The 26,622-nt window shown below is 70.6% G+C and carries 33 protein-coding genes; 17 read left to right on the top strand and 16 right to left on the bottom strand.

Going from position 1 to position 26,622, the window contains the following annotated elements:
• Positions 1-236 precede the first annotated feature (236 nt).
• Together EER30_RS03950 and EER30_RS03945 are read left to right on the top strand one after the other, a co-directional pair.
• A complete protein-coding gene (locus tag EER30_RS03950) occupies positions 237-404 on the top strand; it encodes a DUF3117 domain-containing protein (RefSeq protein WP_014694782.1) in 168 nt (55 codons plus the stop codon).
• 77 nt (positions 405-481) lie between these two features.
• Positions 482-1,906, top strand: coding sequence for a leucyl aminopeptidase family protein (locus EER30_RS03945; RefSeq protein WP_127498303.1), 1,425 nt, complete (start codon positions 482-484; stop codon positions 1,904-1,906).
• Here the strand turns inward: EER30_RS03945 and EER30_RS03940 are convergent.
• Positions 1,871-2,443: an O-methyltransferase gene (locus EER30_RS03940; RefSeq protein ID WP_240669848.1), complete on the bottom strand. Its 573-nt coding sequence runs from the start codon at positions 2,441-2,443 to the stop codon at positions 1,871-1,873. The two genes, EER30_RS03945 and EER30_RS03940, sit on opposite strands and share 36 nt — an antisense overlap.
• Before the next feature lie 314 nt (positions 2,444-2,757).
• Here EER30_RS03940 and EER30_RS03935 point away from each other — a divergent pair, with 314 nt between their 5' ends.
• A complete protein-coding gene (locus EER30_RS03935) occupies positions 2,758-4,011 on the top strand; it encodes a S1C family serine protease (RefSeq protein WP_127499338.1) in 1,254 nt (417 codons plus the stop codon).
• A 66-nt stretch (positions 4,012-4,077) separates the two neighbouring features.
• Positions 4,078-4,491: a twin-arginine translocase TatA/TatE family subunit gene (locus EER30_RS03930; RefSeq protein ID WP_127498299.1), complete on the top strand. Its 414-nt coding sequence runs from the start codon at positions 4,078-4,080 to the stop codon at positions 4,489-4,491.
• 44 nt (positions 4,492-4,535) lie between these two features.
• On the opposite strand, the gene EER30_RS03925 is transcribed toward EER30_RS03930, so the two are convergent.
• Genes EER30_RS03925 through EER30_RS03915 form a run of 3 tightly spaced genes read right to left on the bottom strand, consistent with a single transcriptional unit; the run spans position 4,536 to position 7,528 of the window.
• Positions 4,536-5,687, bottom strand: a complete 1,152-nt coding sequence (locus EER30_RS03925; protein ID WP_127498297.1) for an Mrp/NBP35 family ATP-binding protein — start codon at positions 5,685-5,687, stop codon at positions 4,536-4,538.
• A gap of 21 nt (positions 5,688-5,708) precedes the next feature.
• Entirely contained in the window at positions 5,709-6,254 is a 546-nt protein-coding gene (locus EER30_RS03920; protein ID WP_127498295.1) for a DUF1003 domain-containing protein, read from the bottom strand.
• Positions 6,251-7,528 (bottom strand): magnesium transporter MgtE N-terminal domain-containing protein, encoded by a 1,278-nt coding sequence (locus EER30_RS03915; protein WP_127499336.1) that lies wholly within the window; start codon positions 7,526-7,528, stop codon positions 6,251-6,253. Before EER30_RS03915 ends, EER30_RS03920 begins: the two co-directional genes overlap by 4 nt.
• Before the next feature lie 27 nt (positions 7,529-7,555).
• Here EER30_RS03915 and EER30_RS03910 point away from each other — a divergent pair, with 27 nt between their 5' ends.
• Positions 7,556-8,431: a PhzF family phenazine biosynthesis protein gene (locus EER30_RS03910; protein ID WP_127498293.1), complete on the top strand. Its 876-nt coding sequence runs from the start codon at positions 7,556-7,558 to the stop codon at positions 8,429-8,431.
• Positions 8,432-8,543: 112 nt separating this feature from the next.
• On the opposite strand, the gene EER30_RS03905 is transcribed toward EER30_RS03910, so the two are convergent.
• Together EER30_RS03905 and EER30_RS03900 are read right to left on the bottom strand one after the other, a co-directional pair.
• Positions 8,544-9,041, bottom strand: coding sequence for a hypothetical protein (locus EER30_RS03905; RefSeq protein ID WP_205650100.1), 498 nt, complete (start codon positions 9,039-9,041; stop codon positions 8,544-8,546).
• 20 nt (positions 9,042-9,061) lie between these two features.
• Positions 9,062-9,793 (bottom strand): HAD family hydrolase, encoded by a 732-nt coding sequence (locus EER30_RS03900; RefSeq protein WP_127498289.1) that lies wholly within the window; start codon positions 9,791-9,793, stop codon positions 9,062-9,064.
• A gap of 133 nt (positions 9,794-9,926) precedes the next feature.
• Between EER30_RS03900 and EER30_RS03895 the strand changes: the two genes are divergently transcribed.
• The 3 genes from EER30_RS03895 (at position 9,927) to EER30_RS03885 (ending at position 12,560) form a co-directional block, all read left to right on the top strand.
• Positions 9,927-10,838: a DMT family transporter gene (locus tag EER30_RS03895; RefSeq protein ID WP_127498287.1), complete on the top strand. Its 912-nt coding sequence runs from the start codon at positions 9,927-9,929 to the stop codon at positions 10,836-10,838.
• A 72-nt stretch (positions 10,839-10,910) separates the two neighbouring features.
• A complete protein-coding gene (locus EER30_RS03890; RefSeq protein ID WP_127498285.1) occupies positions 10,911-11,552 on the top strand; it encodes a hypothetical protein in 642 nt (213 codons plus the stop codon).
• Between the two features lie 216 nt (positions 11,553-11,768).
• Positions 11,769-12,560 carry an SDR family NAD(P)-dependent oxidoreductase gene (locus EER30_RS03885; RefSeq protein ID WP_349290855.1) on the top strand — a complete coding sequence of 264 codons (792 nt, stop codon included), beginning with the start codon at positions 11,769-11,771 and terminating at the stop codon, positions 12,558-12,560.
• Between the two features lie 46 nt (positions 12,561-12,606).
• On the opposite strand, the gene EER30_RS03880 is transcribed toward EER30_RS03885, so the two are convergent.
• From EER30_RS03880 to trxA, 4 genes are all read right to left on the bottom strand, one after another.
• Complete coding sequence (locus EER30_RS03880) at positions 12,607-13,095, bottom strand: DUF4190 domain-containing protein (protein ID WP_127498281.1); 489 nt, start codon at positions 13,093-13,095, stop codon at positions 12,607-12,609.
• A gap of 175 nt (positions 13,096-13,270) precedes the next feature.
• Complete coding sequence (locus EER30_RS03875; protein WP_127498280.1) at positions 13,271-13,678, bottom strand: CoA-binding protein; 408 nt, start codon at positions 13,676-13,678, stop codon at positions 13,271-13,273.
• 24 nt (positions 13,679-13,702) lie between these two features.
• Positions 13,703-15,649, bottom strand: a complete 1,947-nt coding sequence (locus EER30_RS03870; protein WP_127498278.1) for an intein-containing Rv2578c family radical SAM protein — start codon at positions 15,647-15,649, stop codon at positions 13,703-13,705.
• 134 nt (positions 15,650-15,783) lie between these two features.
• Positions 15,784-16,146 (bottom strand): thioredoxin, encoded by a 363-nt coding sequence (trxA, locus tag EER30_RS03865; protein WP_127498276.1) that lies wholly within the window; start codon positions 16,144-16,146, stop codon positions 15,784-15,786.
• Between the two features lie 468 nt (positions 16,147-16,614).
• Here trxA and EER30_RS03860 point away from each other — a divergent pair, with 468 nt between their 5' ends.
• Together EER30_RS03860 and EER30_RS03855 are read left to right on the top strand one after the other, a co-directional pair.
• Complete coding sequence (locus tag EER30_RS03860; RefSeq protein ID WP_127498274.1) at positions 16,615-17,247, top strand: TrmH family RNA methyltransferase; 633 nt, start codon at positions 16,615-16,617, stop codon at positions 17,245-17,247.
• Positions 17,248-17,296: 49 nt separating this feature from the next.
• Complete coding sequence (locus EER30_RS03855) at positions 17,297-17,989, top strand: DUF6758 family protein (RefSeq protein ID WP_349290854.1); 693 nt, start codon at positions 17,297-17,299, stop codon at positions 17,987-17,989.
• On the opposite strand, the gene EER30_RS46900 is transcribed toward EER30_RS03855, so the two are convergent.
• The gene (locus EER30_RS46900; protein ID WP_164842192.1) at positions 17,986-18,264 is read right to left on the bottom strand and encodes a hypothetical protein; all 279 of its coding nucleotides are present in this window, start codon (positions 18,262-18,264) and stop codon (positions 17,986-17,988) included. The genes EER30_RS03855 and EER30_RS46900 overlap by 4 nt on opposite strands.
• Before the next feature lie 25 nt (positions 18,265-18,289).
• Between EER30_RS46900 and EER30_RS03850 the strand changes: the two genes are divergently transcribed.
• The 4 genes from EER30_RS03850 to EER30_RS03835 all read left to right on the top strand — a co-directional run bounded on the left by EER30_RS03850 (position 18,290) and on the right by EER30_RS03835 (position 21,690).
• Complete coding sequence (locus EER30_RS03850; RefSeq protein WP_127498273.1) at positions 18,290-19,162, top strand: PH domain-containing protein; 873 nt, start codon at positions 18,290-18,292, stop codon at positions 19,160-19,162.
• 82 nt (positions 19,163-19,244) lie between these two features.
• A complete protein-coding gene (locus EER30_RS03845) occupies positions 19,245-20,099 on the top strand; it encodes a PHP domain-containing protein (RefSeq protein WP_127498271.1) in 855 nt (284 codons plus the stop codon).
• A 63-nt stretch (positions 20,100-20,162) separates the two neighbouring features.
• Positions 20,163-20,768, top strand: coding sequence for a MarC family protein (locus EER30_RS03840; protein ID WP_432417515.1), 606 nt, complete (start codon positions 20,163-20,165; stop codon positions 20,766-20,768).
• A 97-nt stretch (positions 20,769-20,865) separates the two neighbouring features.
• Positions 20,866-21,690: a RecB family exonuclease gene (locus EER30_RS03835; RefSeq protein ID WP_127499332.1), complete on the top strand. Its 825-nt coding sequence runs from the start codon at positions 20,866-20,868 to the stop codon at positions 21,688-21,690.
• A gap of 71 nt (positions 21,691-21,761) precedes the next feature.
• Here EER30_RS03835 and EER30_RS03830 read toward each other — a convergent pair whose 3' ends face one another.
• Both EER30_RS03830 and EER30_RS03825 read right to left on the bottom strand, forming a co-directional pair.
• Entirely contained in the window at positions 21,762-22,637 is an 876-nt protein-coding gene (locus tag EER30_RS03830; RefSeq protein ID WP_127498268.1) for an oxygenase MpaB family protein, read from the bottom strand.
• 80 nt (positions 22,638-22,717) lie between these two features.
• The gene (locus tag EER30_RS03825) at positions 22,718-23,164 is read right to left on the bottom strand and encodes a Fur family transcriptional regulator (protein ID WP_127498267.1); all 447 of its coding nucleotides are present in this window, start codon (positions 23,162-23,164) and stop codon (positions 22,718-22,720) included.
• A gap of 254 nt (positions 23,165-23,418) precedes the next feature.
• Here EER30_RS03825 and EER30_RS03820 point away from each other — a divergent pair, with 254 nt between their 5' ends.
• Positions 23,419-23,895 (top strand): DUF2231 domain-containing protein, encoded by a 477-nt coding sequence (locus EER30_RS03820; protein WP_127498265.1) that lies wholly within the window; start codon positions 23,419-23,421, stop codon positions 23,893-23,895.
• 82 nt (positions 23,896-23,977) lie between these two features.
• Here the strand turns inward: EER30_RS03820 and EER30_RS03815 are convergent, their stop codons facing one another.
• Positions 23,978-24,304 carry a translation initiation factor 2 gene (locus EER30_RS03815; RefSeq protein WP_164842219.1) on the bottom strand — a complete coding sequence of 109 codons (327 nt, stop codon included), beginning with the start codon at positions 24,302-24,304 and terminating at the stop codon, positions 23,978-23,980.
• A 64-nt stretch (positions 24,305-24,368) separates the two neighbouring features.
• On the opposite strand from EER30_RS03815, the gene EER30_RS46895 reads away from it, so the two are divergent.
• Complete coding sequence (locus EER30_RS46895) at positions 24,369-24,545, top strand: hypothetical protein (protein WP_164842218.1); 177 nt, start codon at positions 24,369-24,371, stop codon at positions 24,543-24,545.
• A gap of 155 nt (positions 24,546-24,700) precedes the next feature.
• Here the strand turns inward: EER30_RS46895 and EER30_RS03810 are convergent, their stop codons facing one another.
• A complete protein-coding gene (locus tag EER30_RS03810; protein WP_127498262.1) occupies positions 24,701-25,231 on the bottom strand; it encodes a hypothetical protein in 531 nt (176 codons plus the stop codon).
• 233 nt (positions 25,232-25,464) lie between these two features.
• On the opposite strand from EER30_RS03810, the gene EER30_RS48395 reads away from it, so the two are divergent.
• Positions 25,465-25,674: a hypothetical protein gene (locus EER30_RS48395; protein WP_240669865.1), complete on the top strand. Its 210-nt coding sequence runs from the start codon at positions 25,465-25,467 to the stop codon at positions 25,672-25,674.
• A 244-nt stretch (positions 25,675-25,918) separates the two neighbouring features.
• Here the strand turns inward: EER30_RS48395 and EER30_RS03800 are convergent, their stop codons facing one another.
• Positions 25,919-26,545 carry a 5-formyltetrahydrofolate cyclo-ligase gene (locus EER30_RS03800; RefSeq protein WP_127498258.1) on the bottom strand — a complete coding sequence of 209 codons (627 nt, stop codon included), beginning with the start codon at positions 26,543-26,545 and terminating at the stop codon, positions 25,919-25,921.
• Positions 26,546-26,622 lie beyond the last annotated feature (77 nt).

The raw sequence follows: 26,622 nt of genomic DNA, 5'->3' as shown, positions 1-26,622 counted from the left end.
CTAGACGCTGTCACATCCGCCCGGGCTGGGTTTGGGTTCGCCGGTGTTCATCAGGGAAAATGTTTGATCGGCACGGTGGGCCGGGTCGTGATTGCACGCGAGGGCCCTCGGCCGCCGGTCGGAATAGGTAGGTGTCGCGTGGGGCTGAGCACGTGGCGCCGAGGCTGAGCTAGCTGAGGAACAGTGGTGGCGGGGTAACCCGCCGACACCCTGATGTAGGTCTGAGGGGAGACAAGATGGCGGCGATGAAGCCGCGGACGGGCGATGGTCCGCTGGAGGTCACCAAGGAGGGTCGGGGCATCGTCATGCGGGTCCCGCTGGAAGGTGGTGGCCGGCTCGTCGTTGAGATGACTCCGGACGAGGCCAGCGCGCTGGGTGACGCGTTGAAGTCGATCGCCGGCTGACGTTTCACGCGAGCCCGCCGGTACGGTACCGCCCGTACCGGCGGGCTTTCCACGTCTTCGAGAAAGGTCACGCTCCCGTGTTTCCCATCCGGTTGACCGGCCGTCTCGACGACGTTCTGACCCGTGTCGTGCCGGTGGGCGCGACGGGTCCACTGTTCCATTCCGAGGGCGCCCTGGGCGCCGAGATCGCCGCACTGGCCGGGACCGATCGTCCGGCCGGCACGGTCCAGGAATTCCCCCGCCCGCTGCGCGAACCGGCCAGGGTGCTGCTGGTCCACGTGGGTGCCGGTGACGAGGCAGGCTGGCGAGCGGCGGGCGCGGCCGCGATCCGGGCACTCGGCGACGAGCCGGCTCAGGTGCACCTCGACGAGGCAGCCTCCGAAGAGTCGGTGCGCGGGCTGGCCGAGGGGCTGTGGCTCGGCGGCTATCGCTATCGCGACGCGCTGGAGGAGCCCCGGTCGGCCGAGGTCGGCATCGTCGCGAGCGGCCTGCAGACGTACGCCCTGGGCCTGGCGCAGGCGCAGGCGACGGCCCGCGCGACCTGGCTGGCCCGCGATCTGACGAACACCCCGCCGTCCATCAAGAACCCCGACTGGATGGCCGAGGAGGTCACCGGGGCCAGTGCCAAGCGGCCCGGGACGACCGTGCGCGTCCTGTCCGGCGACGAACTGGCCCGGTTCGGGGGTCTGCGCGCGGTCGGCGGCGGCTCGCGCTTCAAGCCGTGCCTGGTGCAACTGGTCTGGGACCCGCCCGGCGCCCGCACCCACGTCGTGCTGGTCGGCAAGGGCATCACGTTCGACAGCGGCGGCATCTCGATCAAGGATCGCCCCGGCATGAAGCGGATGAAGAACGACATGGCCGGTGCGGCCGCGGTCGCCGCCGCCACGCTGGGCGCGGCCGACCTCGGCCTGCCCGTACGGGTCACCGCGCTGCTGCCCCTGGCCGAGAACGCGGTGAGCGGCTCGGCCTACCGCCCCGGCGACGTGATCACCCAGTACGACGGCACCACCAGCGAGTCGACCAACTCCGACGCCGAGGGCCGTCTCGTGCTGGCCGACGCCCTCGCCTACGCCGGCGGGCTCGCCCCGGACGTCGTCATCGACGTCGCCACGCTCACCGGGGCCGCCATCGTCGCGCTCGGCCCCAGCGTCGCCGCCCTCTACAGCAGCGGCGACGAGCTCGCCACGGCCCTCACGGAAGCCGGTGCGGCCGCGGGGGAGCGGATGTGGCGCATGCCGCTGTGCGACGACTATCGCGAGCTTCTGCGCAGCGACGTGGCCGACCGGCACAGCTCACCGGCGGTGGGCGGCGGACCGGCGGCGCTCTTCCTGCGCGACTTCACCGGCGCCTACGCCGGCCGCTGGGCCCACCTCGACATCGCCGGCCCGGCCTGGACCGAGACGACCGAGCTCGAACTCACCCGCGGCGCGACCGGCTGGGGCGTGCGGACGCTCTTGCGATACCTCTCAACGCTTGACGGCGGCCAGCAGCCCGGCGCCTGAGGGCACCATCGCCGGGATCCACTCCTCCGACTCGCGCACCGCCCGCACGGTCTCGCGGATGGTCAGCGTGTCGACGTCGCGGGCGGCCGGGTCGCTGATGCGGCCGCCGGCCAGGGCGCCGTTCACGAGCAGCACGCCGCCCGGGCGCAGCAGTCGCAGCGCGGCGTCGGCGCAGGCCCCGACCTCGGTCGTGTCGGCGTCGACGAAGACCAGGTCGTAGGCGCCGTCGGCCAGCCGGGGCAGCACGTCGAGCGCGCGGCCGGTGATGATGCGGGTGCGGGACGGGGCGAAGCCCGCCTCGACGAAGATGCGCCGGGCGATGCGCTGGTGCTCGTTCTCGACGTCGATGGTGGTGAGCACGCCGTCGGGTCGCATGCCGCGCAGCAGCCAGACGCCACTGACCCCGGCGCCGGTGCCGATCTCGACGACCGCCTTGGCACTGCCGGCCGCCGCGAGCAGCCGCAGCATGGACCCCGCGGCCGGGGTGACGCTGTCGAGGCCGAGCTCGTGGGCGAGGCTGCGGGCGGTCTGCAGCACGATGTCCTCGCTGGCGTACGCCTCGGCGAACTGCAGGGCCTGGCCCGTCGACGGGCCGAACTGGCGGGCTGGCGGGACGATGACGACCTCCGGGGGCGTAGGCGGACATGCGGGCATTGAGCTACGCACATCGGATAAAGACTATTGGCCTTCGGTCGATCCTTGGGTGGTGGGTGGGGCGGGTCGGATGGGAGCGATGCTCCCGTGGGATGCATCGGGCCGTCGATGCATAAACGGGCCGGGGAGGAGCGGTGTCCGGGATCCGTGTCATCCTGGAGGGGGAGCCCGGCAGGAATCGAGTGGGAGGCACCGACGTGACCGACGGCTGGAACGCGCGTCCCGCTCCGCCGCCCGCCAATGGTCCGCCCGTCCCGCCGGAGTCGCCCTGGTGGTCCGACGCGCTCGCTGACCCCTGGCGCGACCCGTACGCCCCTACCGCCGTGGTGGTGCAGACCCCGCCCACGGCCGGCAGCCCCATGCCCGAGCCGGTCGTCAACCCCGACGCGCCTCGCCGGTCGTACGCTCCGATTCTCTTGATCTGCCTGATAACGGCCCTGCTCGCGGGCGGTCTGGGCGGCACCCTGGGCTATGTCTTCGCGGTCCGCGGCGGGGTCGCCCCGGGCGGCGGAACCCAGCTCGGCGCGACCTCGGAAGATCCGCCCGCCGCCGCCAACCGGGCGCCCGACTCGCTCGCCGGCGTCGCCCAGAAGGTGCTGCCGAGCGTCGTGACCGTCCGCGTGACCGGGGCCATCGGGTCGGGCTTCGTGGTCTCCGAGGACGGCTACGTCATCACCAACGACCACGTCGTCGAGGGCGGCGACGACGCCATGTCGGTGTCCTTCAGTGACGGCTCCACGGCCAGCGCCGAGCTCGTCGGCCGCGACCCCCAGTCCGACGTCGCTGTGATCAAAGTCGCGAAGTCGGGCCTCACCCCGGTCGCCATCGGCAACTCCGACACGATCGCGGTCGGCGACCCGGTTCTCGCCTTCGGCTCCCCGCTGGCGCTGGTCAACACGGTCACCGCGGGCATCGTCAGCGCGGTCGACCGTACGATCGAGGCCGGCGACGCGGGCACCACGCGCTACTACGCGGCGATCCAGACCGACGCCGCGGTCAACCAGGGCAACTCGGGCGGCCCGCTGGTCAACGCGGCCGGCCAGGTCATCGGGGTCAACTCGGTGATCCGCTCGGTGGGCGGCAACGAGACCGAGGCCGGCAACATCGGTCTCGCCTTCGCCATCCCGATCAACCAGGCCCGCCGGGTGGCCGGCGACATCATCGACCACGGCAAGGCCCGCCGCACGGTGATCGGCGCCGAGGTGACCACCGGCGGCAACACCGCGACCGGCGCCCGGCTGCGCTCGGTCGAACCGTCCGGCCCGGCCGCCACCGCGGGCCTCAAAGCCGGTGACGTCATCACCAAGCTCGACGGGCACCTGCTCGAGGAAGGCACCGACCTGATCGCCCTGGTGCGTAAGTACGCGCCCGGCGCCACCGTCTCCGTGGAGTACCGTCGCGGAACGAAGACTCAGACGGCCTCGGTGACGCTGGCCGCCGACTCCAATTGATCGCTGTCCGGACTGCCCTAGGTCACCTCGCGTGCGTAGGCTTGCTCCCGGAACCTGGGAGGCCACATGTTCGAAAATCTGAACTGGTGGGAGATCGGGGCGCTGCTCCTGCTGGCGCTGCTGATCTTCGGTGAGCGGCTGCCCAAGGTCATCAGCGACGGCCTGCGCATGCTGCGCGGCCTGCGGGCGATGGCGCAGAACGCGACCACCGATCTCAACCGTGAGCTCGGCACCGACCTGCAACTCCAGGATTTGCACCCCAAGGCGTTCATCCGCAAGCACCTGCTGACCGAGGAAGACGAAGCGGCGATCCGTAAGCCGCTGCAGGGCCTGCTCGACGACGTGAAGCAAGACCTGAACGGCGTGCGCAGCGACCTGACCGACGTTGCCGCGGCCGCCGACATCAAGAACGGGTCGAGCAGCACCGCGCCCGTCACGTCGCCCGCCGCGAAGCCCGCGCTCGACCTCGACGCGACGTAAAAAGGCCCCGCTCGCTTCTCGCGGCGGGGCCCCTTCGTAGCGTTCTACCGCCGGGCGTTGACCATCAGGCCCAGCGGCTTGCCGACCAGCGACTCACGCCGTACGGCCAGCTTGTCGGCCACGGCGTCGAGCGCCTTGGCCGCCGGTGCGTCGGGCGCGACCAGCACGATCGGCTCGCCGGCGTCGCCCGCCTCACGCACCCGGGTGTCGAGCGGCACCTGACCCAGCAGCGGCACCGAGGCGCCCACCGTCGTGGTCAGCGAGTCGGCGACCTTCTGCCCGCCGCCGGAACCGAAGACCTCCATGCGCGAGCCGTCGGGCAGCTCGAGCCAGGACATGTTCTCGACGACGCCGACGAGGCGCTGGTGGGTCTGCATGGCGATCGCGCCGGCCCGTTCGGCCACCTCGGCCGCGGCGGTCTGCGGCGTGGTGACGACCAGGATCTCGGCGTTGGGCAGCAACTGGGCCAGCGAGATGGCCACGTCGCCGGTGCCCGGGGGCAGGTCGAGCAGCAGCACGTCGAGGTCGCCCCAGTAGACGTCGGCGAGGAACTGCTGAAGAGCGCGGTGCAGCATCGGGCCGCGCCACACGACGGCGGCGTTGCCCGCGGTGAACATGCCGATCGAGATGACCTTCACGCCGTGCGACTGCGGCGGCATGATCATGTCTTCGACCCGGGTCGGCTTGCCCTCGACGCCGAGCATGCGGGGCACCGAGTGGCCGTAGATGTCCGCGTCGACGACGCCGACCGAAAGCCCGCGCTTGGCCAGGGCCGCGGCCAGGTTGACGGTCACGCTGGACTTGCCGACGCCGCCCTTGCCGCTGGCGACCGCGTAGACCCGCGTGCGGGAGCCGGGCTGGGCGAACGGGATGACCGGCTCGGCCGAGGCGCCGCCACCACCGCGCAGCGTGGTCTGCAGAGCCTTGCGTTGCTCCTCGTCCATCACGCCGAAATCGATGGTCACCGAGGTGATGCCGGGGATCTTGGTGAGGGCGGCGGTGATGTCGGAGTCGAGCTTGCCGCGCAGGGGACAACCGGCCACGGTCAGCAGCAGCTCGACCTGGACCGTGCCGTCGCCGACGGTGAAGCCCTTGACCATGCCGAGCTCGGTGATCGGGCGGCGGATCTCGGGGTCGTCAACCGTGGCCAGCGCGGCCTGGATCGCGTCCTCGAGCGTGGAAGCGGGTGCGGACATGGGCCCCATGCTACGTCGAAGCTATCTACGACCTTCGTCTAAGCCCTTGCGATCCTCCTCCCAGTCCAAGCGTGCTCGCTTGTCCCGGCGATGGGCCGCTTCGTCCAGCTCGTCGGCCAGCCGGGCCAGCTCGGAGCGCAGGAAGTCACGCGTCGCCACCTCACCCAGCGCGATCCGCAGCGAGGCGATCTCGCGGGCCAGATATTCGGTGTCGGCCTTCTGCATCGCGGCGCGCCGGCGGTCCTCCTCCATCGCCAGCCGGTCGCGGTCGGCCTGACGGTTCTGGGCCAGCAGGATCAGCGGTGCGGCGTACGAGGCCTGCAACGACAGGATCAGGGTCAGGAACGTGAACGTGTACGGGTCGAAGCGCAGCGCCGACGGGGCGAGGGTGTTCCAGGCGAACCAGGTGAGAATGACCAGCGTCATCCACACGATGAACTGCGCCGTGCCCATGTAGCGCGCGATGTTCTCGGACCAGCGGCCGAACGACTCCGGATCCCACCGGGGCAGACGCACCCGCCCGGGCTCCACCGGCTGGTCGAGGCGATCTCTGCGCGGCTCGGTCACAGCGTGACCTCGTCGATCTCGCTGAGGTCACGGTCGCGCCAGTCGCGGGGCAGCGAGTGGTCGAGCACGTCGTCGACGGTCACCGCCCCCACGAGACGGCGCGTCGAGTCGATCACGGGCATCGCGACCAGGTCGTACGTGGCCATGCGCTTGATGATCTCGGCCAGCGTGGTCTCCGGGCGCAGCGGCTCGAGATCGGCGTCGACGATGCCGCCGACGATCGACGACGGAGGCTCGCGCAGCAGCCGCTGGAAATGCACCATGCCGAGGTATTTCCCGCTCGGCGTGGCCGAGGGCGCGCGAGCCACGAACACCTGCGCGGCGATCACCGGCGACAGCTCCGGCTCGCGGATGCGGGCCAGCGCCTCGGCCACCGTCGTGTCCGGAGTGAGGATCACCGGTTCCGAGGTCATCACGCTGCCCGCCGTGCCCGGGCGGTAGTTCATGAGCTGGCGCACCGGGTCGGCCTCGTCGGGCTCCATCAGGTCGAGCAGCACCGTCTGCTCGGCCTGGGGCAGTTCGGCGAGCAGGTCGGCCGCGTCGTCCGGGTCCATGCGTTCGAGCACGTCGGCGGCCCGTTCGCGGCCCAGATGCACCAGGATCTCGACCTGATCGTGCTCCGGCAGTTCCTCGAGCACGTCGGCCAGCGTGCGGTCGCTGAGAGCGGCGGCGACCTCATTGCGACGGGCGTCCGGCAGGTCCTGCAAAGCGTTCGCCATGTCGGCCGGCTTCATCTGCTCGAGCAGCGCCAGCAGGTTGGAGGTGCCCTGGGTGTCGGTCGGCCCGATCAGGCCGCGCACCCGGTCGAACTCGGCCTGGAAGACGTGGCCGCGGCGGCTCAGCCGCCCGGTCAGCCCGCGCACGGCGACCCGGGTCACCAGCCACTCGTTGCTGCGGTTCAGGTCCATGCCGATGTCGACGACCGTGCTCGGCGTGCCGGGCCCGTCGCCGTCGTCGGGCATGACCGTCACCCGGCGGTCCAGCAGATCTTCGACGACGAGCAACTCGTTCGGCCGCTTCTCGAACCGCCGCAGGTTGAGCACGCCGCTGGCCAGCACCACGGCCTCGGAGTCCATCGACGTCACCCGCCCGATCGGCAGGAAGATGCGCCGCCGTAACGCCATCTCGGCGACCAGCCCGACGACCTGCGGCGGCCGGTTCGTGGTGCGCAGCCGCACGACCGCGTCGCGCACCCGCCCCACCCGGTCGCCGTTGGGGTCGAACACGGGCAGGCCGGCGAGCCTGGCCAGATAAACCCTCGTCCCCATGGTCACCATTCCAGCCTAGGTTAGGTTCGGGACATGTCTGGAGTGGCGTACGAGATCGTGGACGTGTTCACCGACCGCCCGTTCGCGGGAAACCCGCTGGCTGTCGTCTACCACGCCGAGGCACTCGCCACCGACCAACTGCACACGCTCGCGCGCGAGTTCAACCTGTCCGAGACCGTCTTCGTGCTGCCGCCGACCGATCCGTCGGCGACCTATCGGGCCCGCATCTTCACACCCGAGTCGGAGTTGCCCTTCGCGGGCCACCCGAGCGTCGGCGCTGCGGTCACGTCGATGCGGCGCGGCCTGTTTCCCCCCGGAGAGGTGGTGCAGGAGTGCGGCGCGGGCCTGTTGCCGATCACCGTCACCGAGGCGGGGGGCGCGACCCTCACCGGCGGAGAACCGGCCCTCGGCGCGCCACTCGACCCGGCGCCACTGCTCGAGGTCGCCGGCCTGACGGCTGAAGACTACGCCGATCTCGCCCCGCCCCGGTCCGCCGGTTGCGGACTCGACTGGATGTATCTTCCCGTACGCCGTGAGGCCCTTGCGACCGTGCGGATCGACTCGGCCGCGGCGTCCCGGGCCGGCGTCACCGACCTGAGCGTGTTCTCGTGGTCGCCCGAGACGAACGAGGCCCACGCCCGCGTCCTGATCCCGGGCGGCTCGGTGCCGGAAGACCCGGCGACCGGTTCGGCGGCTCTCGGCCTCGGCGTATGGCTGGTCGCCTCGGGCCTGCTGCCGGGCGAGGGCACGTCTGCCTACCGCGTGCACCAGGGCATCGAGATGAAACGCCCGTCCCTGCTCGAGTGCACAGTCACCGCCACCGGCGGCGCGGCCACGTCAGCGACCGTGGCCGGGCACGTGTGCCCCATCGCGCGCGGCGAGATCGCCGTCCCACCGTTCGTCGGCTGATCCAGTTTCAGGTTCTGCGGAGTACGCCATCCCTAGCCCCCTCCCGCCCTGGGGAGTGGAGAGGACAGTACGCCTTGTCAAGGCGGAGAGGGTGGGTTGTCCACAGGCAGGGTCAGCGGCGCTTGACCCGGTGGAGGCGGAACGGGCGGCGGGTCTCGACCCGGGCCGGGGTTTCGCGCGGCTCGGCGGCGCCCGAGTCGGACGGCAGGTCGGGTGCGGCCAGCGGCGTCTCGTCGGTCACCGGGGTCAGGCGCACGACGGCGCAGCCGGTCGACGCCCAGCGGGCCACCACGTCGTCGGCCGTGCCCGAGGCGTTCAGGCGCTTCGCGGCGAGCTGGGGTGCCACCTCGGTCCACTCGTCGCTGCCGGGCGTCAGCCGGGTCACGGTCGCCTCAGTGATCACGATGAGGGCGCCGTTGTCGCCGCGCAGCCTCATCGTGGCCCGGGACGCGGAATCCAGCCCGGGCGCGAACTGCTCGCCCTCGCCGCTCACCACGATCAGACTGCCGTCGAGCGGCATCACCCACAGCGCCAGCGCGGCGCCGTCGCCGATCGAGATCCAGGCCAGGGCGGCCTTCTTGAGCGCCTCTTCGAGCACCGCGGACGTCACCGCGCCATCCTCGCACGCCACTAAGCCGGACGAAGGGTCGCGGCGGACTGGCGGGTGCCGACGATGAGGGAACGGTCGACCAGGCCCACCAGTTCCGTGAGCGAGCGGACCGTACGCCCGGCGAAGTTGGTGTCGGCGTCGAAGACCAGGTGGTTGGTCAGGTCGGGGGCGGCCAGGCGCACCGGGGTCATGCCCACGGCGGCGGCTCCGGTGAGTTCGTGGCTGCCGCCGTCGCCCACGTAGAGACACTCCTGGGGGCGTACACCGAGCTGGTCACACGCCGCCAGATAGATGCGCGGGTCGGGTTTGCAGACGCCGAGGCGTACGGAATAGATCGTCGCGTCGAGCAGCGGAGCGACCGGAAGACCGGGCAGGAAGGCCGGCAGCTCGTGCGTGCAGTCGCTGATCAGGGCCGTCGCCAGCCCGCGGCGGCGGATCGCGGCGAGCGTGGTCACCGCGTCGGCCCGCAGGCGGGTGTCGGCCTTGAGCGCGTCGACCCGGGCCGGGAGGCAGGCGCGCACCTGGTCGCTGCGGGGGCGGCCGCCGGCCTGCTCGATCACCCATCGTAGGGTGGCCTCGGCGGACCCGTAACGGCCCCGGGCGCGGGCCCGGAAGGTGCGGTCCAACACCCCGCGGACCGCCTCGGGATCGACGCCGAGCGATCGGGCGATCTCGGCGTGCTGGGGGCCTCGCTGGACGGATCGGGTCAGGGTGCCGAAGAAGTCGAACACGACCGCACGGTATGCGGGCACGGGGAAACGCCTCCCAGCGCATCGAGGGGGGTAAGTGTGAGAAACCTCGGTGACTGTAACGACACCATCACTTTCCGTTCAATAGGGGTTCGCAAACTGTGGTGTACGAGTCCGCAAGAAGCGACGGCCGGGGATGAATGAGCGTTCATCACGCCTTCCGACCGTCCTCGCACTGATCGTCGCCGTCCTGGCCGTCGCGTCCTCGGCGCCGCTGATCGCGTTCGCGGCCGCTCCGGCCCTGGCCATCGCGTTCTGGCGCAATGCCCTGGCCACCGTCGTGCTGACCCCCATCGCGTACGGGCCCCGGCGCTCGGAGATTCTCGGCGCCTCGCGGCGCGCGGTCCTCTTCGGCGTGTTCGCCGGCGTGGCCCTGGCCGCCCACTTCGGCACCTGGATGCCCAGCGTGCAACTCGGCTCGGTGGCCACGGCGACCGCGCTGGTCGCCACCCAGCCGGTGTGGCAGGGCCTGATCGCGGCCGCTCAGGGCCGTCGCCCGTCGCTGCTCGGCTGGATCGGCATCGGCGTGGCGGTGAGCGGCGCGGCCTGGGCCACGGGAGCCGACATCGGCGTTTCCGCGCAGGCCGTGTGGGCCGACGCGCTGGCCCTCCTCGGCGCGATCTTCGCAGCCTTCTACACGGCCCTGGGCGAGCGGGCACGCGTCGAGCTGAGCACGATCACCTACACCTGGATCTGCTACGGCACCTGCGCCGTCCTGCTGCTCGGGGTCTGCCTCGCGGCCGGGGTCGACCTCGGCGGCTACGACAACCGCACCTGGGCCGCGATCCTGGCGATCGTCGTCGGCGCCCAGCTCCTGGGCCACTCGATGTTCAACTACGCGCTCCAGCGCACGTCGGCCACCACGGTCAGCGTCCTGATCCTGCTGGAGGTGCCCGGCGCCGCCCTGCTGGCCTGGCTGTGGCTCGGGCAGGAACCGCGGGCGGCCGCCCTGCCCGGCCTGGGGCTCCTGATGGTGGGGGTGGCCGTGGTCATCCTCGGCGCCGCCCGCTCGGCCCGTTTCCGGGTCGACCCCGCCCTGGCCGACTAGGTCCTGTTCGCCGCTTTCACTCGTTGTACGCCTGGCGGCATCGGCCGGTCCGGGGTACAGAGGGGGAATGCGATGTACGGTCTTCGATTCCGGGTCGGCTGTCTCCTGGCGTTCGGGGCGATCCTCGTGATCGGCGGCTGCGACGACTCGGCCGACGAGCATCCTTCGGCGTCCCCGGGTCTGACCGGCGGCTGGAGCACGCCCGGCTGCGAGTTCCTGCGCCTGCCCGAGAAGATGGCCGTCGCCGGGGTGGCGATGCCGGTGACGCCGGCCCGGCTCGAGGCGGCCATGGACCGGATCGAGAAGGCCGGCCGCGGCGAGTTCCCGGGCAGCTTCGCCGGGCTCGAGGTCGACCAGGAGAACGCCCGCGCGATCGTCCATCGTGTGCCGTCGGCCGCCTTCGACGAGTTCATCCGCCGCGCCGCCGAGGACACCTGCATTGTCGTGCGCGACGCCGCCCACACCGCCGTCGACCTGGCCTTCTGGCACGACCGTGTGCTCGCCGACCTCGACTATTGGACCCATTCCGGCGTACGCATCGTCTCGATCGGTGCTCGTCACGACGGCGCCGGCGTCGAGATCGGCACCCAGGACCGGCAACGCGCCCGCGCCGAGCTGCCCGCCCGCTACGGTCCCGAGGCGCCGCTCGTCTTTCTTGAGGAGCCGCCCGTACGCCCTCTGACCAACCCGACCGCCACGCCGCGCGTCGAATAACTCCTCCCGACGGGGTCGGCCCTTCGGGGCAAAACCGTGAGTGAAGGAGGGGGAATGGCTTCCCTGGCCGTGCCCGGGTGGATCCGGGCTGAGAAGATGTGCCGGGGATGCGCCACGTGCCCGTGACGCTCTTCATGCCGGCCGGTCCGATCCGGCGCCAAGTCAGCGGTCCACGAATCATCCGGGCCGGAGTTCGCTGTGGAGGTGGAGGTCGACGTGGAGGTTGCGGAGCCGCAGGAAGCGCCGGTCACGTTACGGCTGGACGGTAAGGTCGCCCTGGTCACGGGGGCGGGAAGTCCGGACGGGATCGGTTATGCGACGGCGCGCCGCCTGCGCGATCTCGGCGCTCGGGTGGCGATCGTGTCGACCACCCGGCGCATTCACGAGCGGGCCGCCGAGCTCGGCGTCACCGGCTTCGTCGCCGACCTGACCGACGAGGCCGAGGTGGGCGCGCTCGCCGACGCGATCGTCGACCAGCTCGGCGACGTCGAGGTGCTGGTGAACAACGCGGGCCTGACGAGCCGGGCCAGCCCCGAGGTGCTGCGGCCGGTCGCCCAGCTCACGTACGACGAGTGGAAATCCGAGATCGACCGGAACCTGAGCACCGCGTTCCTGTGCAGCCGCGCCTTCCAGGGCGGCATGGCCGAACGCGGTTGGGGCCGCATCGTGAACCTGTCGGCCACGGCCGGCCCGGTCAATGCCCTGCCGACCGAGGCGGCGTACGCCGCGGCGAAGGCGGGCGTGGTCGGCCTGACCCGGGCGCTCGCGATGGAACTGGTCGCCGACGGGGTGAACGTCAACTGCGTGGCGCCCGGCACGATCTACACCGCCGCGTCCACGGTCACCGAGATCAAGCAGGGCCTGGGTACGCCGATCGGCCGCCCCGGCACGCCCGACGAGGTGGCCGCGGCCATCGCGTTCCTGTGCTCGCCGGCCGCCTCCTACATCACCGGCCAGATGCTGGTCGTCGACGGCGGCAACAGCGTCCGCGAGGCCGAGTTCCGCTGACCCTCGCACGGTCGGCCGGGTGACCGGCCGACCGGCGTGGTCCGTGTTACGGGGCGGTGCCGCCGTTGTTGAAGGCGAAGATCCCGATGGCTGCCACGTACAGCCCGCAGAACAGCACGTAGCCGATGGTGAAGATGTAGCTCAGCCACAGCCCGGCCGTGGCCAGCCCTTCGCCCTGCTCGCCGGTCTGCCGCATCTGCTTGCGCGCGACGTGACCCATGATGATGCCGGCGATCGGGAAGACGAACGCGAACACCAGCGACAGGATCGCCATCGTGTTCGTCGGGGCGACCACCGGCGCGTACGGCGGGCCGTAGCCCGGTTGCCCAGGCTGACCCGGCTGCCCGTACGGCTGACCGTAGGGCTGCCCGGTCGTCGGCTGGGCGCCGTAGGGCTGGCCGTAGGGTTGCCCGCTCGCCGGCTGGGCGCCGTAGGGCTGCCCGCTCGACGGATCGGCCGTGTACGGGTCGTAGGGCTGCCCGTACGGTTGCTGCGGCTGATAGGGATCCGGTGTTCCGCCGGACGGATGCGTCATCAAGTCCTCCTAGTTCCCCGGCACCGTACTAGCCGGAGACCCGGAACGATCACCGATAACCGCATGTGTCCGCAGGTTGCGACGGTATTGCGACACAGCCGGCCGATCTTGCCCCGCGGCGCGGCCTCAGGGCGGACCCGCGAGCCTGTCGCAAGGGCCTGTCACGAGCGTCGTCTCAGGGCAGCAGCGTCAAGCCTCCAGCGGCTCGTTCGACGGCCAGGCACCTGTCCTCGACGTAGTCGATGCCGGCCTCCTCGGCGATGCGCCGCGCCTCGGCCGACACGATGCCGCTCTGCAGCCACACCGCCGGTGCCTTGATCGCGACCGCCTGCCGCACGACCTCGACCGCGTCATGGGCGGGCCGGAACACGTCGACCAGGTCGATCGGCTCGTCGATGTCGGCCAGGGTGGCCACGGTCGGCACCCCGAAGATCTCATCGACGAACGGGTTGACCGGGATGATCCGCCAGCCGTGCCGCAACATCTGGAGTGGAACCGTGTGCGCCGGCTTGAACGGGTCGCGCGACGCGCCGACCACGGCGATGACCTTCGCCTCCGCCAAGATCTGCTGTGCATCCCTCATGCCATCGACTGTAGTCAGGCCATTTCACAAGAGCGTCAACTGGCGATCCTCCTCTTCGGCCGGGGCGGGGGTGATGGCGCGCATCTCGCCGGGACCGGCGCGATGCAGGCCGTGCCGTCGGGCCGCGATGCGCACCCGGGCGGAGACCTCGCGCTGATAGGTCTGCGGGGCATAGGAACCGTTGCCGTAGAGCTCGCGATAGCGCGGCGCCAGGTCGGGATGGGTGCTGGTCAGCCAGGCCGCATACCACTCCCGGGCCCCGGGGCGCAGATGCAAAGGAAGCGGGGTGACGCTGGTGGCCCCGGCCGCCGCGATCGCCGCGACCGTCTCGTCGATCGACTCGTCGGTGTCGGTCAGGCCGGGCAGGATCGGCGCCATCAGGACGCCGATCTCGAAGCCGGCGTCGGTGAGCCGGCGGATCGCGTCGAGCCGGCGGCGGGGACTGGGGGTGCCCGACTCGACAGCGCGCCACACCCGCTCGTCGACGAAGCCGACCGAGAACGACAGCCCGACCCGGGTCACCTCGGCCGCCTGGGTGAGCAGTTCGAGGTCGCGCAGGATCAGCGTGCCCTTGGTGAGGATCGAGAACGGGTTGGCGTGGTCGCGCAGGGCGGCCAGGATCTCGGGCATGAGCCGGTAGCGGCCCTCGGCGCGCTGGTAGACGTCGACGTTGGTGCCCATGGCGATCGGCGCGCCGGACCAGCGGGGCGCGGACAGCTCGCGGCGGATCAGCTCGCCGGCGTTGACCTTGACGACGATCTTGCTGTCGAAGTCGTGACCGGTGTCGAGGTCGAGATAGCTGTGGGTGTGGCGCGCGAAGCAGTTGTGGCTGACCACGCCGTCGGCGATGAAGTCGCCCGTGCCGGTGGAGATGTCGAACAGCGGCAGGGTGAGACCGAGGTCTTCGATGTCGGCCACGGCGAGCTGGCGCCCGGCCCGCACGCCGACCCCGGATGCGTCGAGAGGCGCGTCGTCGACGCCGGTGAGGTGGCGGAAGCGCAGAGTGGCCCACAGGTCGCGGTCGATCTCGACGACGCCCGTGCCCCCGCCGCGCACCCGCACCGGGACGCGGCTGGGCAGGCCGAGGTGGGTCAGCGCCTCGGTCACCCGGGCCAGGAACAGCCGGTCGCCGCTGGTGAAGCTGATCGCCAGCCGGTCGGCCCGGCCGACCGCACCGAAGGCACCGGCGAGAAACCCCCTGTACCACCCCGTGGTGGGCAGTTCGGGCCAGCGCAGGGCCTCGTGCAGGGGGACGTCGTCGAGATAGCCGTCGGCGCGGACCCAGGCGTCGCCCTCGCGGGCCGGCACGGTGTCGCCCTGGCCCGGCTCGCCCCGGCCGGCGTCGCCGCGGAGCAGGCCGCAGAGGAAACCGGTCTGGTAGTCGGGCGATTCCTTCGGCGGCTCGGCGAAGTGGCCGACGCCGAACATGAGGTCGCCGATCGCCAGCGCGGGCTGGTGGGCCTCGGCCGGGCTGACGTGCCGCCAGCCGCGGTCGGTGAGGAAGCGGTGATCGCCGCTGGAGACCAGCCGGGTGCCGTCGGCCAGCGTGACCCGGAAGGCGGCCTTGGTGGTCGACCAGTGGTCGAGCACGGTGGTGGGGACGTAGCGGCGGGTGGAGCCGGCGCCCATCGTGCCCATCACGGCGTCGCCGGGGCGCAGCTCGGCCAGCCGGCGCGTGGAGCCGTCGGCCAGCAGGATCGGCGTGTCGCCGGAGAGGCAGTAGGCGCAGGCGTGGGAGCAGCCGCGATAGGGATTGATCGTCCACTCGAACGGCACCCGGGACCCGCCCGGGACACGGTTGATCAGGCTTTTCGCCTGGATCTCGTAGAACGTCATGCCGGCGAAGCCGGGGGTGTCGAACGTGCGGACAGCGGCGTCGGGCAGCGCCAGCGGCAGGGGTGGTGCCGCGGGCGCCGCCCTGTCCGGGAGCGAGCCGCCGTCGGAGGGAGCCGACAGGTTGGACCATCGCATGGCGAGAATTCGAACACATGTTCGATGCGCTTGTCCAGTCACCCGCTGGTGTGTCGCCGACCGGGCGCGGCGGGCATGGAAAGGCCCGCGAACCGAACCGGTTCGCGGGCCTTGACCAGGTAAAACAGGTGGCGTCAGTGGCTGTGGGCAGCCAGCTGCGTGCGCACCTCGTCCATGTCGAGCTTCTCGACCTGCTCGATCAGGTTTTCCAGGGCCGACTCGGGGAGAGCGCCCGGCTGGGAGAAGACGATGACGCCGTCGCGGACGGCCATGATCGTCGGGATCGAACGGATGTCGAACTTCGCGGCGAGCGCCTGCTCCGCCTCGGTGTCGACCTTGCCGAAGGTGATGCTCTCGTGCTTCTCGGAAGACCGCTCGTAGGTCGGGGCGAAGCGGACGCACGGCCCGCACCAGCTCGCCCAGAAGTCGACCAGGACGATGCCGTCCTTGCTGGTGACCTCGTCGAAGTTCTCAGCGGTCAGCGCAACCGTCGCCATGATGTCTCCGTCCACGGGAAATTGGCTTTCGTGCTCTGAAACCCATAGGTCCCATCAGCAATTCCCGGTCGAGGCGCGGACGACACGTGGTCTGGAGCACCAAATCGGGACGCGGCGTGGGGTTGGGGCAACCCATCGTAACGATAAGTGAGGAGCGTGCTCCCGGTTACGGGTCAAGTTGTAACGCCCGTTTCGTCGCTTGAATCCCGACATGGCGGGAATGGTCACCGCGATCCGTTCGTGACCTCGGAGATCGTTCTTGCCGAGGGTAATAGAAAACCTTGTTAATTGTGATGGCCGTCACATGCGAGATACCTTCACATCGATACGCAGGGTGAGGCAGACTCGCCTTCAACAGAGCGTGGGCGGCGGGTGCCGGGGAGGGCCCCGCCGCTCATTGCGTCTCTCGGCGCCTCGCGGCGGACAGGCTAAGCCTCGCTCCGGACGGGCTGGGTAGCGTAACCGCCCATGATTGCCGCTGAGGACGAGTCCGCCGAGGTCGGTGTCGGGCCGTGGACCGGTGACCCGCCCGGTGATCCGCGTTACGACCCCGAACTGCTGGCCGAAGGTGATCGGCGCAACGTCGTCGACCGCTATCGCTACTGGCGCCGCGAGGCGGTCGTCGCCGATCTCGACACCCGCCGGCACGACTTCCACGTCGCCATCGAGAACTGGCAGCACGACTTCAACATCGGCACCGTGGTGCGCAACGCGAACGCGTTTCTCGCCGCCGAGGTGCACGTCGTCGGCCGGCGGCGGTGGAACAGGCGGGGCGCCATGGTCACCGACCGCTATCAACACGTGCGGCATCACCCCACGATCGAGGAGTTCGTCGCCTGGGCGGCCGAGCTCGACCTGCCGGTGATCGGGATCGACAACCTGCCCGGCTCGCGGCCGATGGAGACCGTCACCCTGCCCAAGCGGTGCGTGCTGCTCTTCGGCCAGGAGGGTCCGGGGCTGTCCGAGCCGGCCCGGGCGGCCTGCGCCGAGCTGTTCTCGATCGCCCAGTACGGCTCGACCCGCTCGATCAACGCCGGGGTCGCCAGCGGCATCGCGATGCACGCCTGGATCCGCGCGCACGCGGGACCCCCGCCCGAGTGAATCTGGCTGATAGGCCCGGGTTCTGCGGATTCGCTTGACGCGGCCTGCCGTGAGCCGCACGGTTAGAGGCGTGGGTGTCACAGTGAGTTGCCCCAGATGCGGTGCACAGGTGCGTAAGCCGGACCTGATGCACACCGACTGGCGCTGCGACAACTGTGGCGAGGTTCCGCCGTTCCACGTCGCCGAGCACATCAACGCCGAGATCGTCGACAGCATGATCCGGCGCGCTGCCTCCGGCGGGCAGACCCCGTTCTGGTGCCCGTGGCCGTTGCCGGCGGGGTGGATGGTCACCGGAATCGGCTGGGCGGGCGACGATCGTACGGGCGTGCGGGCCACGGCGGTCGCGTGCAGCGGGCCGGAACCGCTCGGCGGCGGGCCCGCCGACGTGGTGCTGATCGCCGAGCAGCCCGGCGTCGGGCTGGGCACCAGGTTCGCCGGAATTCCGGGCATCGACCCGGGTCATCTGATCGCCGAGGCGCTCGCCGCGGGCAACGGCCACGCTGGACCGCACGCCAAGATCAAGGCGGCCGGTCACCCGACTCCACTGTGGTGCGTCAAGTCCCCTGAGGATCGAAGCGCGTACGTGAGTGAGGCGAAAGGAATGTGGCTCTATGCGGTAGCGTGGCCCGCAAGCGCGGGCTACTTCCTCGCGGAGCACGTCGTTCTGCACGACCTCTCCGAGGGGCTGCCGTCCGAGCTGGTGTACGGAGCGCCGTCGCCGTACCTGCAGGGCAAGGCCTAGCCAAGTTGCGGGTTGACCTGCGGATACGGAATCGGCTTTTCGGCCACAATGTTCACACCGAGCGACGAAGCTGATACCGTCAGTACTGCCGCGGCGCTGACCGTCACCCGCACCCACAGGAGAAGGCCCGCCATGATCAAGAAGGTTCTGACCTGGCTTGGTATCGCGTTCTTGATCTTTTTCATCGCCTTCAACCCGAACTCGGCGGCGTCGGTCTTCGAGTCACTCGGAGGCACGATCGCCGATATTGCCCGGGGCTTCGGCACGTTCTTCACGAACCTCGTCGCTTAGCATCACCACATGGGTGGTCCAGCTGAGCCGCACGAGCCTCGAGGCGAGGGCGCCGGGCGCCCTCGGGACGACGACGAGAACTTCGGATACAACGATCCGGCGTTCGACGGCGACCCCGAATACCAGCGGCGGCGTCGCGCCTATGCGGACGGTCCTGGTTACTCACCCGACGCCGGCTACAACCCTGACGCCGGCTACTCCGAGGATGCCGGCTATTCACGCTCAACCGCCTATGCGGACGATGCCGGCGACGAATACGAAGCCCCCGTCTTCACCGAGGAAGAGCTCGAGGGCCTGGGCCCCGAGGGCGGCGGCGGTCCTCGGCGGGTCCTCCCCCTGGAGGATGAACCGACCACACTGGTCGCTCGCTATCTCTTCCCGACCGAGCGCTACCGCGGCGAGTGGAAGAGGCACTGGATCCACCTGTCCACACCGCTGGGTGTCGGCGCCGGCGCCACGCTCGCCCTCGGCTACCTGGCCGGCTTCCTCACCCGGCAGAACGTCAACGGTCTGGTGACGGTGGCCGTCCTGCTCTGGCTCGGCGTGATCAGCTGGGTCGCGTGGAAGGTCTTCGACTGGTATTTCGACCGCTTCATCCTGACCAACAAGCGGGTCATGGTCGTCAACGGCATCATCACCCGCCGGGTGGCCATGATGCCCCTGCTGCGGGTCACCGACATGAAGTACGAGCAGTCCGCCCTCGGCCGCCTGCTGAGCTACGGCACGTTCGTGCTCGAGTCGGCCGGTCAAGATCAGGCGCTGCGCGAGGTCAAGCACCTGCCCAACCCCAACGAGCTCTATCTGCGCGTGGTCGAGGAGATGTACGAGCCGCAGGCCGTCGAGGCGCGCCTGGGCAAGGACAGCGACGGCGACGACGCTTGAGCAGGCCGCACCCGTACCCCTGTGATGAAGGGATCGCACAGGGAGGCGGCGGCGGGCGGCGTCGGACCGGTAGCGTTTTGCGGTGACCCGAATCGACCTGCACTGCCACTCCACGGCCAGCGACGGCACGCTCACGCCCGCCGAGCTGGTCCGCGCGGGCGTGGCGGCCGGTCTCGACGTCATGGCGATCACCGACCACGACACCACCGGCGGCTGGCCCGCGGCCGCCGAGGCGCTCCCCGAGGGCCTGCGACTGGTGCGCGGGGCCGAGCTGTCCTGCCGCTGGCACGGGGCGAGCGACTATCCGATCGCGCTGCACATGCTGGCCTATCTCTTCGACCCCGACGAGCCGCGCCTGGCCGCCGACCTCGCCCGCCTGCGCACCGATCGTGAGCAGCGCGCCGAGAAGATCGTGGCCAAGCTCAGCGCCGACGGGGTGCCGATCACCTGGAACGAGGTGTACGGCTACGCGGCAGGCGGCTCGGTCGGGCGGCCGCACATCGCGCAGGCTCTCATCCGGGCCGGGCTGGTGCGGACGACCAGTGAGGCGTTCGCCTCGCGCTGGCTGGGCGCCCGATACTTCGTACCGAAGGCTGATCTTGACGTTTTCGAGGCGGTGCGCGCCGTACGGGTCGCGGGCGGGGTCACGGTCTTCGCCCATCCCCGGGCGACGTCGCGCGGACGAGTCGTACCCGACCGGCTGATCGTCGAGCTCGCCGAGGCGGGACTCTTCGGGCTCGAGGCCGACCACGAAGATCACTCACCGGCCGAACGGGCCCACGTGCGCGCGCTCGCCGACGAGCTCGGCCTCGTGGTCACCGGGTCGTCCGACTTTCACGGCACGCACAAGACGGTTCAGCTCGGAGACTTCCTCACCGCCCCGGAGTCGTACGAGAAAATCGTCTCGGCCGCGACCGGAGTGCCCGTGCTGGGGTGACGCTGGCCGCACCGAACTGCGCAGAAGCGGCCCGCCACCTACCGTGATCGGGTGAATCTGAAGATGCTCGGCGAGGTCTTCGTGACCCTGCTGGTGATCGTCGACCCGCCGGGCATGGTCCCGGTGTTCCTCGCGCTGACCGGAACGATGGACGCGAAGGCCCGAGCGAAGGCCGGCACCCAGGCTGTGCTGCTCGCGCTCGGTGTGATCGTCGGCTTCGCCGTGGCCGGGCAGACGCTGCTCGACTATCTGCACGTCGAACTGCCCGCGCTGCAGGGTGCGGGCGGTCTGCTGCTCATCCTGGTGGCGTTGCAGCTGCTCACCGGCAAGGCCGACGAGCCGTCCGAACAGGGCGGGACCAGCAACGTCGCGCTGGTGCCGATCGGGACGCCCCTGCTGGCCGGGCCGGGTGCGATCGTCGCAACCATGCTTTTCGTACGCCGGGCCGACGGCACCGGTGAATATGCGGTGATCGGCATCGGGATCGTGCTGGTCATGCTGGCGGTCTGGCTGGTGCTGCGGTTCTCGGGCGTGATCGTCAAGCTGCTGCGTCCGGCGGGCATCGAGGTGCTCACCCGGATCGCCGGTCTGCTGCTCGCGGCCATCGCCGTCCAGTTGATCGCGGACGCTGTCGACGCATTTGTCCAGCTCTACCTCGGGGAGGGCTGACGGGCTTTTTGTCAGACCCGGCTGGCAGGATTGTCCCGTGCCCTCCACCAGACGCTCTTCCCCCAGCGTGGTTCCCGAGCAGCTCGGCTTCGACGGCATGCCCGAGCGGCTCTTCGTGTGCACACCGAGCAAGCTCGGGGCATACGCGGACTGTCCCCGCCGCTACCGGCATTCCTACGTCGACCGCCCGGCGCCGCCCAAGGGTCCGCCCTGGGCCCACAATTCGCTGGGCGCGAGTGTCCACACGGCGCTGAAGAACTGGTACGCGTTGCCGACCGCGAGTCGCGAGCTCGACGCGCTGCCCAAGCTGCTCAAGGCCACCTGGGTGCGCGAGGGCTACCGCGACGTCGATCAGGAAAGGGTCGTCTACCGGGCGGCGCTGCGCTGGCTCGAGACCTACGTGCGCGGCCTCGACCCGGCCGACGAGCCACTGGGCGTCGAACGGGTGGTGGCGACCAAGACGGCGGTGCTGGCCTTCAACGGCCGCGCCGACCGCATCGACTCACGTCAGGGCCCCGACGGCCCCGAGGCGGTGATCGTCGACTACAAGACCGGCCGCTCCGGTCTTGACGCCGACGACGCACGCGGGTCGCAGGCGCTGGCGCTCTACGCGTACGCGGCCTCGCGCGTCTTCCGCCGCCCGAGCTACCGCGTCGAGTTGCACCATCTGCCGACCGGCACGGTGGCCGTCCACGAGCACACCGAGGAATCGCTCGACCGTCAGGTGCGCCGGGCGGAACAGACGGCCCGCGACATCATGGCCGCCGAGCGGGCCGTGGCCGGGGGCGCCGACGCCGACGCCGAGTTCCCGACCAACCCGGGGGCGCTCTGCTCCTGGTGCGACTTCCGCAAGAGCTGCCCCGCCGGGAAAGAAGCGGCGAGCAAAGACCCGTGGGCGTCCGTCGAGCACCTGACCGAGTAGCTCTTGTTCACGCCAGCTCTTGTTCACGCCAGCTCTTGTTCACGCCAGCTTTTGTTCACGCCAGCTTTTGTTCACGCTGGCTCTTGCTCACGCTGGCTCTTGTTCACGCGGGCCAGGGCTGTGCGGCGCATGGGGCTGATGCGATATTCGCTCGGGAGGGTGCGGAAGATCGTGGCCAGCAGCAGGCGCATGCCTCGGGCGGAGAGGCCGGCGGTCACGTCGGTCGTGGGCAGGCCGAGTCCGCCGTAAAGGCGCCGGGCCCAGGGCGGCAGCAGGCCGATCGCGGTGCCGGCGACGCCGAAGTAGGCCCAGCGGGCCGGGCCGAGCGTGAGACCCAGCCGCAGGGCGCGGTTGCTCCACAGGTCGGGCACGGGCGGCACGGTCAGGAAGACGGCGGTCTCGGCACTGTCCTTGGTCAGGCCCAGTCCGGGGCGCATGGCCGCGTAATAGGCGTCCACCTCAGCCGCGCTGGCGGGGACCGTCGCGGGGTCGAGACCGACCAGCTCGGCCGCTCTGAGCTGCTCGGTGTAATAGCGGTCGACCTCGTCGGCGGTCAGCCCGACACCGGCCCGGATCGCCGTGGTCAGGAACGACTCGACCTCGGCGACGTGCACCCAGCGCAGCAGGTCGGGCTCGTCGATGCGGAAGGTCTTGCCGGTGCGCGGGTCGGTCGCGATCATGCGCGCGTGCAAGCGGCGCAGGCGGCCGGCGGCCTGCTCGACCTCCGCCGTGGAGCCGTAGACGATCGTGCCGACATAGTCGGAGGTACGCATCAGGCGGCCCCAGGGGTCGGAGCGATAGCCCGAGTTCTGGTTGACGCCGGCGACCGCGCGTGGATGCAGGGCCTGCAGGTAGAGCGAGCGCAGGCCGCCGAGCAGCAGGATCGGTTCCTGGTGGAGCTTCCAGGTGACGGAATCCGGCCCGAACAACCCGACGTCGACGGTCATGGCTCAACAGTGCCACGCCGTACCCCTGAAGTTGAACCCGTTCAGGTTTGGGATTTTGCTGGTAGGCCGCGCGGAATGGGTCAGAGCGATCGGTTGTCGGCGATTGTCTCGGCCGAGCGGGACTGGCAGGCCGGGCAGAGGCCCCAGAAGGTCACCTCGGCCTCGTCGAGTTCGAAGCCGTGGGAGTTCGCGGGGGACAGGCAGGGCCGTTCGCCGATCACGCAGTCGACGTCGGCGATCTCGCCGCAGCCTCGGCAGACGATGTGGTGGTGGTTGTCGCCCACCCGGGCCTCGTAACGGGCGGGGCTGCCGGCCGGTTCCAAGCGCCGGGCCAGGCCGGCCCGGGACAGCGCGCCGAGAACGTCGTAAACGGCCTGAGTGGAGACCGAGTCGAGGCGGGCGCGGGCGCGACGGGCGATGTCCTCGACCTCGAGGTGGCCGCCCTCGGCGAGGATCTCCAGTACGGCGATGCGTGGCTTGGTCACCCGCAGGCCGTGCTCACGCAGCAGTTTCTCGCCTCTGGACACTCGTCCATGACAACACGATTAGTCAGAAACCCCAACACCCTCAGGCGTCCCCGGGCCGAGCGCGATGATCAGGGACTTCCCGGCGCCGGCGACCGCTGGACGTCCGGCTCGGCCAACCGGTCGGTCTCCACTTCGACAAGATCAGCTGGAGGGGTGAACCCGGAAGGACCGCCGGGCGTAAGCGCATATGGGGGATGTTTGCGTCGTCAGGTACTTCTAAGCTGACGACCCCGGCCAGTTCTAGAGGAGGCTTCGTGTTCGACCAGATCAACGGCTTGCCCGTGCACGTGCTCGTGCTGCATGCGGCGGTCGTTTTCGTGCCGCTGCTCGCAGTCGGGGCGGTGGTCTATGCGCTGATTCCCCGCTGGCGGCCCAAGACGGGATGGGCCCTCGTGCTCCTGGCGATCGCCGCCCCGGCGTCGGCCTTCATCGCGAAGGCCTCGGGAACCGAGCTCTACAACCGCCTGCTCGGTCAGGGCCTGAGCGGTCCGGGCAAGGAGATTCTCGACGACCACATGAGTTTCGGAACGCGGACGGCCTGGTTCTCGCTGGCGCTCGCCGTGGTGAGCCTGGTGATGGTGGCGCTGACGTGGCGTCGCGGCGGCACCCGCCTGCCGTTGGTCGGCGAGCTGGGTGGCGCGGTCGTGCTGATCGTTTTGGCCGCCTTCGCCGGCTACTACGTCTTCCAGACCGGCGACTCGGGCGCGAACGCCGTGTGGGGCACGTATTAGAACGCGGTGGCCCGGCTGAGACCGGACCCGGAAACGCCCTGGGGTGCGAGCCACCCCAGGGCGTTCGTCGTTCGGCGCCGGGTCAGAAGATGGCGCGGGCGCATAGCAGGCAGAGCAGGATCAGGGCGATCGCGCCGGCGACCAGGCCCACGCCGTAGGTGACCGTGCGGGCCGAGCCCTCGGCTTCGTCGAGAGCGTCCATGTTCTGCTGCGGCATGTCGCGCGGCGGCGGCGGGTGGGCGATCGTCGGCGGGCGCCAGTTCGGCGACGGTGGGGCCGTGCGGGGCGGCCCCGGATAGACCGGGCCGGGTGGCGGCGTGGGCCGCTCGGGCTCGGGACCGGGCACGGCGTCGTGCGGATCGGGCCGCTGCCAGTACTCGTCGTCCGGGTCACCGGTGGGGGTGGTCACGTTCACCGACGGTACAGCCGCCTGGGGAAGACTTTCGCAGCGGCGCGGGCCTACGCTCGTAGGCGTGGACATCCTCAACGGGCCCGAGCGCGACTCCGACGCCGAGCGCGAGGTCAACTTCGAGTCGGAGGAGGCACTAGTCCTCCCCGACCAGACCCGCGACGACACCGAGCGCGGCTGGGGCGAACGGTCACATGACAACGACGAGCGCCTGCTGGAGGACCGCCCGCCGCACTGGTGACGCCACCCAACACGCCAGTCGGCACTCGACCCGCCAGGCGCCACCCGGCCCGGCGGGCACCATCCGGTCCAGCGGTCGCCACGTGACAGAGCGGTCGCCACCTGGGCAGAGCAGCCCGCCACTAGGCCGAGTGGTCGCCCGGCGGGGCGGTCGGCTCAGCCGGGGCGGATGCGCACGGCGAAGCTCTGGCCCGTCGTGGCGAGAGCGCGGTCGGCCTCGGCCGGGCCCAGCGCCAGCAGCAGCCCGCCGGCCGTGGGGTCGTCGGCGCCGGTGACCCGCAGGACGAGCGCCGCCTCGGCGACCGAGATCGTGCTGCCGTCCGACTCGTCGAGGCGCAACAGGTCGACCCGGTTGCCGGCCTCGATCAGCGCCAGCGCGGCCGGGTCGGCCAGCCGCACGGGCACGCCGACGCTTCCCGACGGGACGACGGGCCGGCCCCCGGCCGGCGCGGAGACCGACGGCGACGCGCCGGCCTGAACCGTATGGGCCGGTGGTTCGCAGGTGGCCGGGGGTGACCACGACACCAGAGCGGCGGTGCCCAACAGGATCGCGACCGCCACGAGGCGTAGCAGCAGGCCGCGGGCCGGTCGGCGCCAGCGCACGGGATCGAGCCGTCCATCGCCGCCCGACGATCCCCGCGCCTCGGGGAGGGCAGCACCCCCACGGGGTGTGCCGGATCTGCCCATCGTCTCGCCCCTCCCGCTCGCTCCGGCGTCGCGGTCCGGCGGCGCCGAGGCGAACGTTAGGCCGGGCGGGAGATCACTCGCGGTCGCCCTGTGGACAGCCCAGAATTGTGGATAACCACCGGACAGGCCCACGGGCGTGATAGCGGGACGACCGAACACAGCGAACCGCGCCGCGGCCAAGGGTGGCCGGGCGCGGTTCGCGGTTTCGAGATCAGGAAGCGGCGGCGGCCTTCGTGCCGCTGCTGGAGCCCGACGAGGACGACGACGAGGACGACGACGAGGTCGACGACGAGGTCGAAGAGGTCGACGACGACGTGGAGGACGACGAGTCACCCGAGGAAGAGGAAGAGGACGAGGACGACGCGGCGTCCGACTTCTTGGTCGAGTCACCACTGGTGGGCTTCTCGGCGCTGACGTTCCCCGACCGCGAGTCGTTGCGGTAGAAGCCCGTCCCCTTGAAGACGATGCCGACCGAGTTGAAGACCTTGCGGAGCTTGCCGTCGCAGTTCGGGCATTCGGTCAGTGCCGCGTCGGAGAACGACTGCACTGCTTCGAGCTGGTGTCCGCACTCGGTGCAGGCGTACTGATAGGTAGGCACGGCTCCTCCGGATCTTTCGGCTGCTGGCACTCGCCAACTCCGAGTGCCAATGTTGCGCCATCGGAGTTTATTTCGTCCACTCGAACACGTCACTGAGTGGGCTCCGCGGGCCGGTCGGCAAAAACGGTCAGACCGCCACGAGGGGTGATCGCCGCGTGGACCGGCCGGTCGTGCGGCTCGGCCGGCACCCGCTCGACCAGCTCCCCGTCGTGCAGCAGCGCCACCACCAGAGGCCCTCCCGACGACGGCAGCCGCGACAGCGCCCGATCGTACGAGCCGCCCCCGCGACCCATCCGAAGCCCCTGCTGATCCACCGCCAGAGCGGGCACGATGACGAGGTTCGCCGAGGTCACGGCCGAGACGCCGAGGCGCTGGCCGCCCGGTTCGAGCAGGCCACGCGGCCCGGCCACGAGCGGCGGAGCATAGTCCGCCCAGTCCAGATCGCCGTCGGGCAGCAGCACGGGCAGCAGCACGCGAACATGGGCGGAAAGCGACACGACAAGATCAGCCCCACCGGGTTCGCGACCCACCGGGACGTACGCCGCGACGACTGCCGGGCTCTCCCGGCGTACGAGGGAAAGAATTTGATCTTGAGTCGCGACGGCGGCTGAAGCGAGCACAGTGACGGGAAGCGAGCGACGGGAAGTGAGGAGCTGATTGCGGAGCGCGATCTTGCCGGCGCGAGATCTTTCCGCATCCTGGGTTAAATCGGGCACGCAACACCCCCTTTTGAAAAGCGGCAAACGGTGCACACTATGTCAGCATCGCTCCAAAGAGGGCCACTCCCGGGAGG

Source organism: Actinoplanes solisilvae, assembly GCF_003999975.1.
Classification (GTDB): domain Bacteria; phylum Actinomycetota; class Actinomycetes; order Mycobacteriales; family Micromonosporaceae; genus Actinoplanes; species Actinoplanes solisilvae.
The sequence above is the reverse complement of the archived record's forward strand: the minus strand, read 5'-3'. Positions and strand labels throughout refer to the sequence as shown.

Bases quoted from the DNA above. Each gene is read 5' to 3' on its own strand.
- EER30_RS03950 (WP_014694782.1), top strand. From the start codon at position 237: ATGGCGGCGATGAAGCCGCGGACGGGCGATGGTCCGCTGGAGGTCACC.
- EER30_RS03930 (WP_127498299.1), top strand. From the start codon at position 4,078: ATGTTCGAAAATCTGAACTGGTGGGAGATCGGGGCGCTGCTCCTGCTG.
- EER30_RS03925 (WP_127498297.1), bottom strand. From the start codon at position 5,687: ATGTCCGCACCCGCTTCCACGCTCGAGGACGCGATCCAGGCCGCGCTG.
- EER30_RS03910 (WP_127498293.1), top strand. From the start codon at position 7,556: ATGTCTGGAGTGGCGTACGAGATCGTGGACGTGTTCACCGACCGCCCG.
- EER30_RS03895 (WP_127498287.1), top strand. From the start codon at position 9,927: ATGAATGAGCGTTCATCACGCCTTCCGACCGTCCTCGCACTGATCGTC.
- EER30_RS03890 (WP_127498285.1), top strand. From the start codon at position 10,911: ATGTACGGTCTTCGATTCCGGGTCGGCTGTCTCCTGGCGTTCGGGGCG.
- EER30_RS03880 (WP_127498281.1), bottom strand. From the start codon at position 13,095: ATGACGCATCCGTCCGGCGGAACACCGGATCCCTATCAGCCGCAGCAA.
- EER30_RS03875 (WP_127498280.1), bottom strand. From the start codon at position 13,678: ATGAGGGATGCACAGCAGATCTTGGCGGAGGCGAAGGTCATCGCCGTG.
- EER30_RS03870 (WP_127498278.1), bottom strand. From the start codon at position 15,649: ATGCGATGGTCCAACCTGTCGGCTCCCTCCGACGGCGGCTCGCTCCCG.
- trxA (WP_127498276.1), bottom strand. From the start codon at position 16,146: ATGGCGACGGTTGCGCTGACCGCTGAGAACTTCGACGAGGTCACCAGC.
- EER30_RS03860 (WP_127498274.1), top strand. From the start codon at position 16,615: ATGATTGCCGCTGAGGACGAGTCCGCCGAGGTCGGTGTCGGGCCGTGG.
- EER30_RS03850 (WP_127498273.1), top strand. From the start codon at position 18,290: ATGGGTGGTCCAGCTGAGCCGCACGAGCCTCGAGGCGAGGGCGCCGGG.
- EER30_RS03840 (WP_432417515.1), top strand. From the start codon at position 20,163: ATGCTCGGCGAGGTCTTCGTGACCCTGCTGGTGATCGTCGACCCGCCG.
- EER30_RS03835 (WP_127499332.1), top strand. From the start codon at position 20,866: ATGCCCGAGCGGCTCTTCGTGTGCACACCGAGCAAGCTCGGGGCATAC.
- EER30_RS03830 (WP_127498268.1), bottom strand. From the start codon at position 22,637: ATGACCGTCGACGTCGGGTTGTTCGGGCCGGATTCCGTCACCTGGAAG.
- EER30_RS03810 (WP_127498262.1), bottom strand. From the start codon at position 25,231: ATGGGCAGATCCGGCACACCCCGTGGGGGTGCTGCCCTCCCCGAGGCG.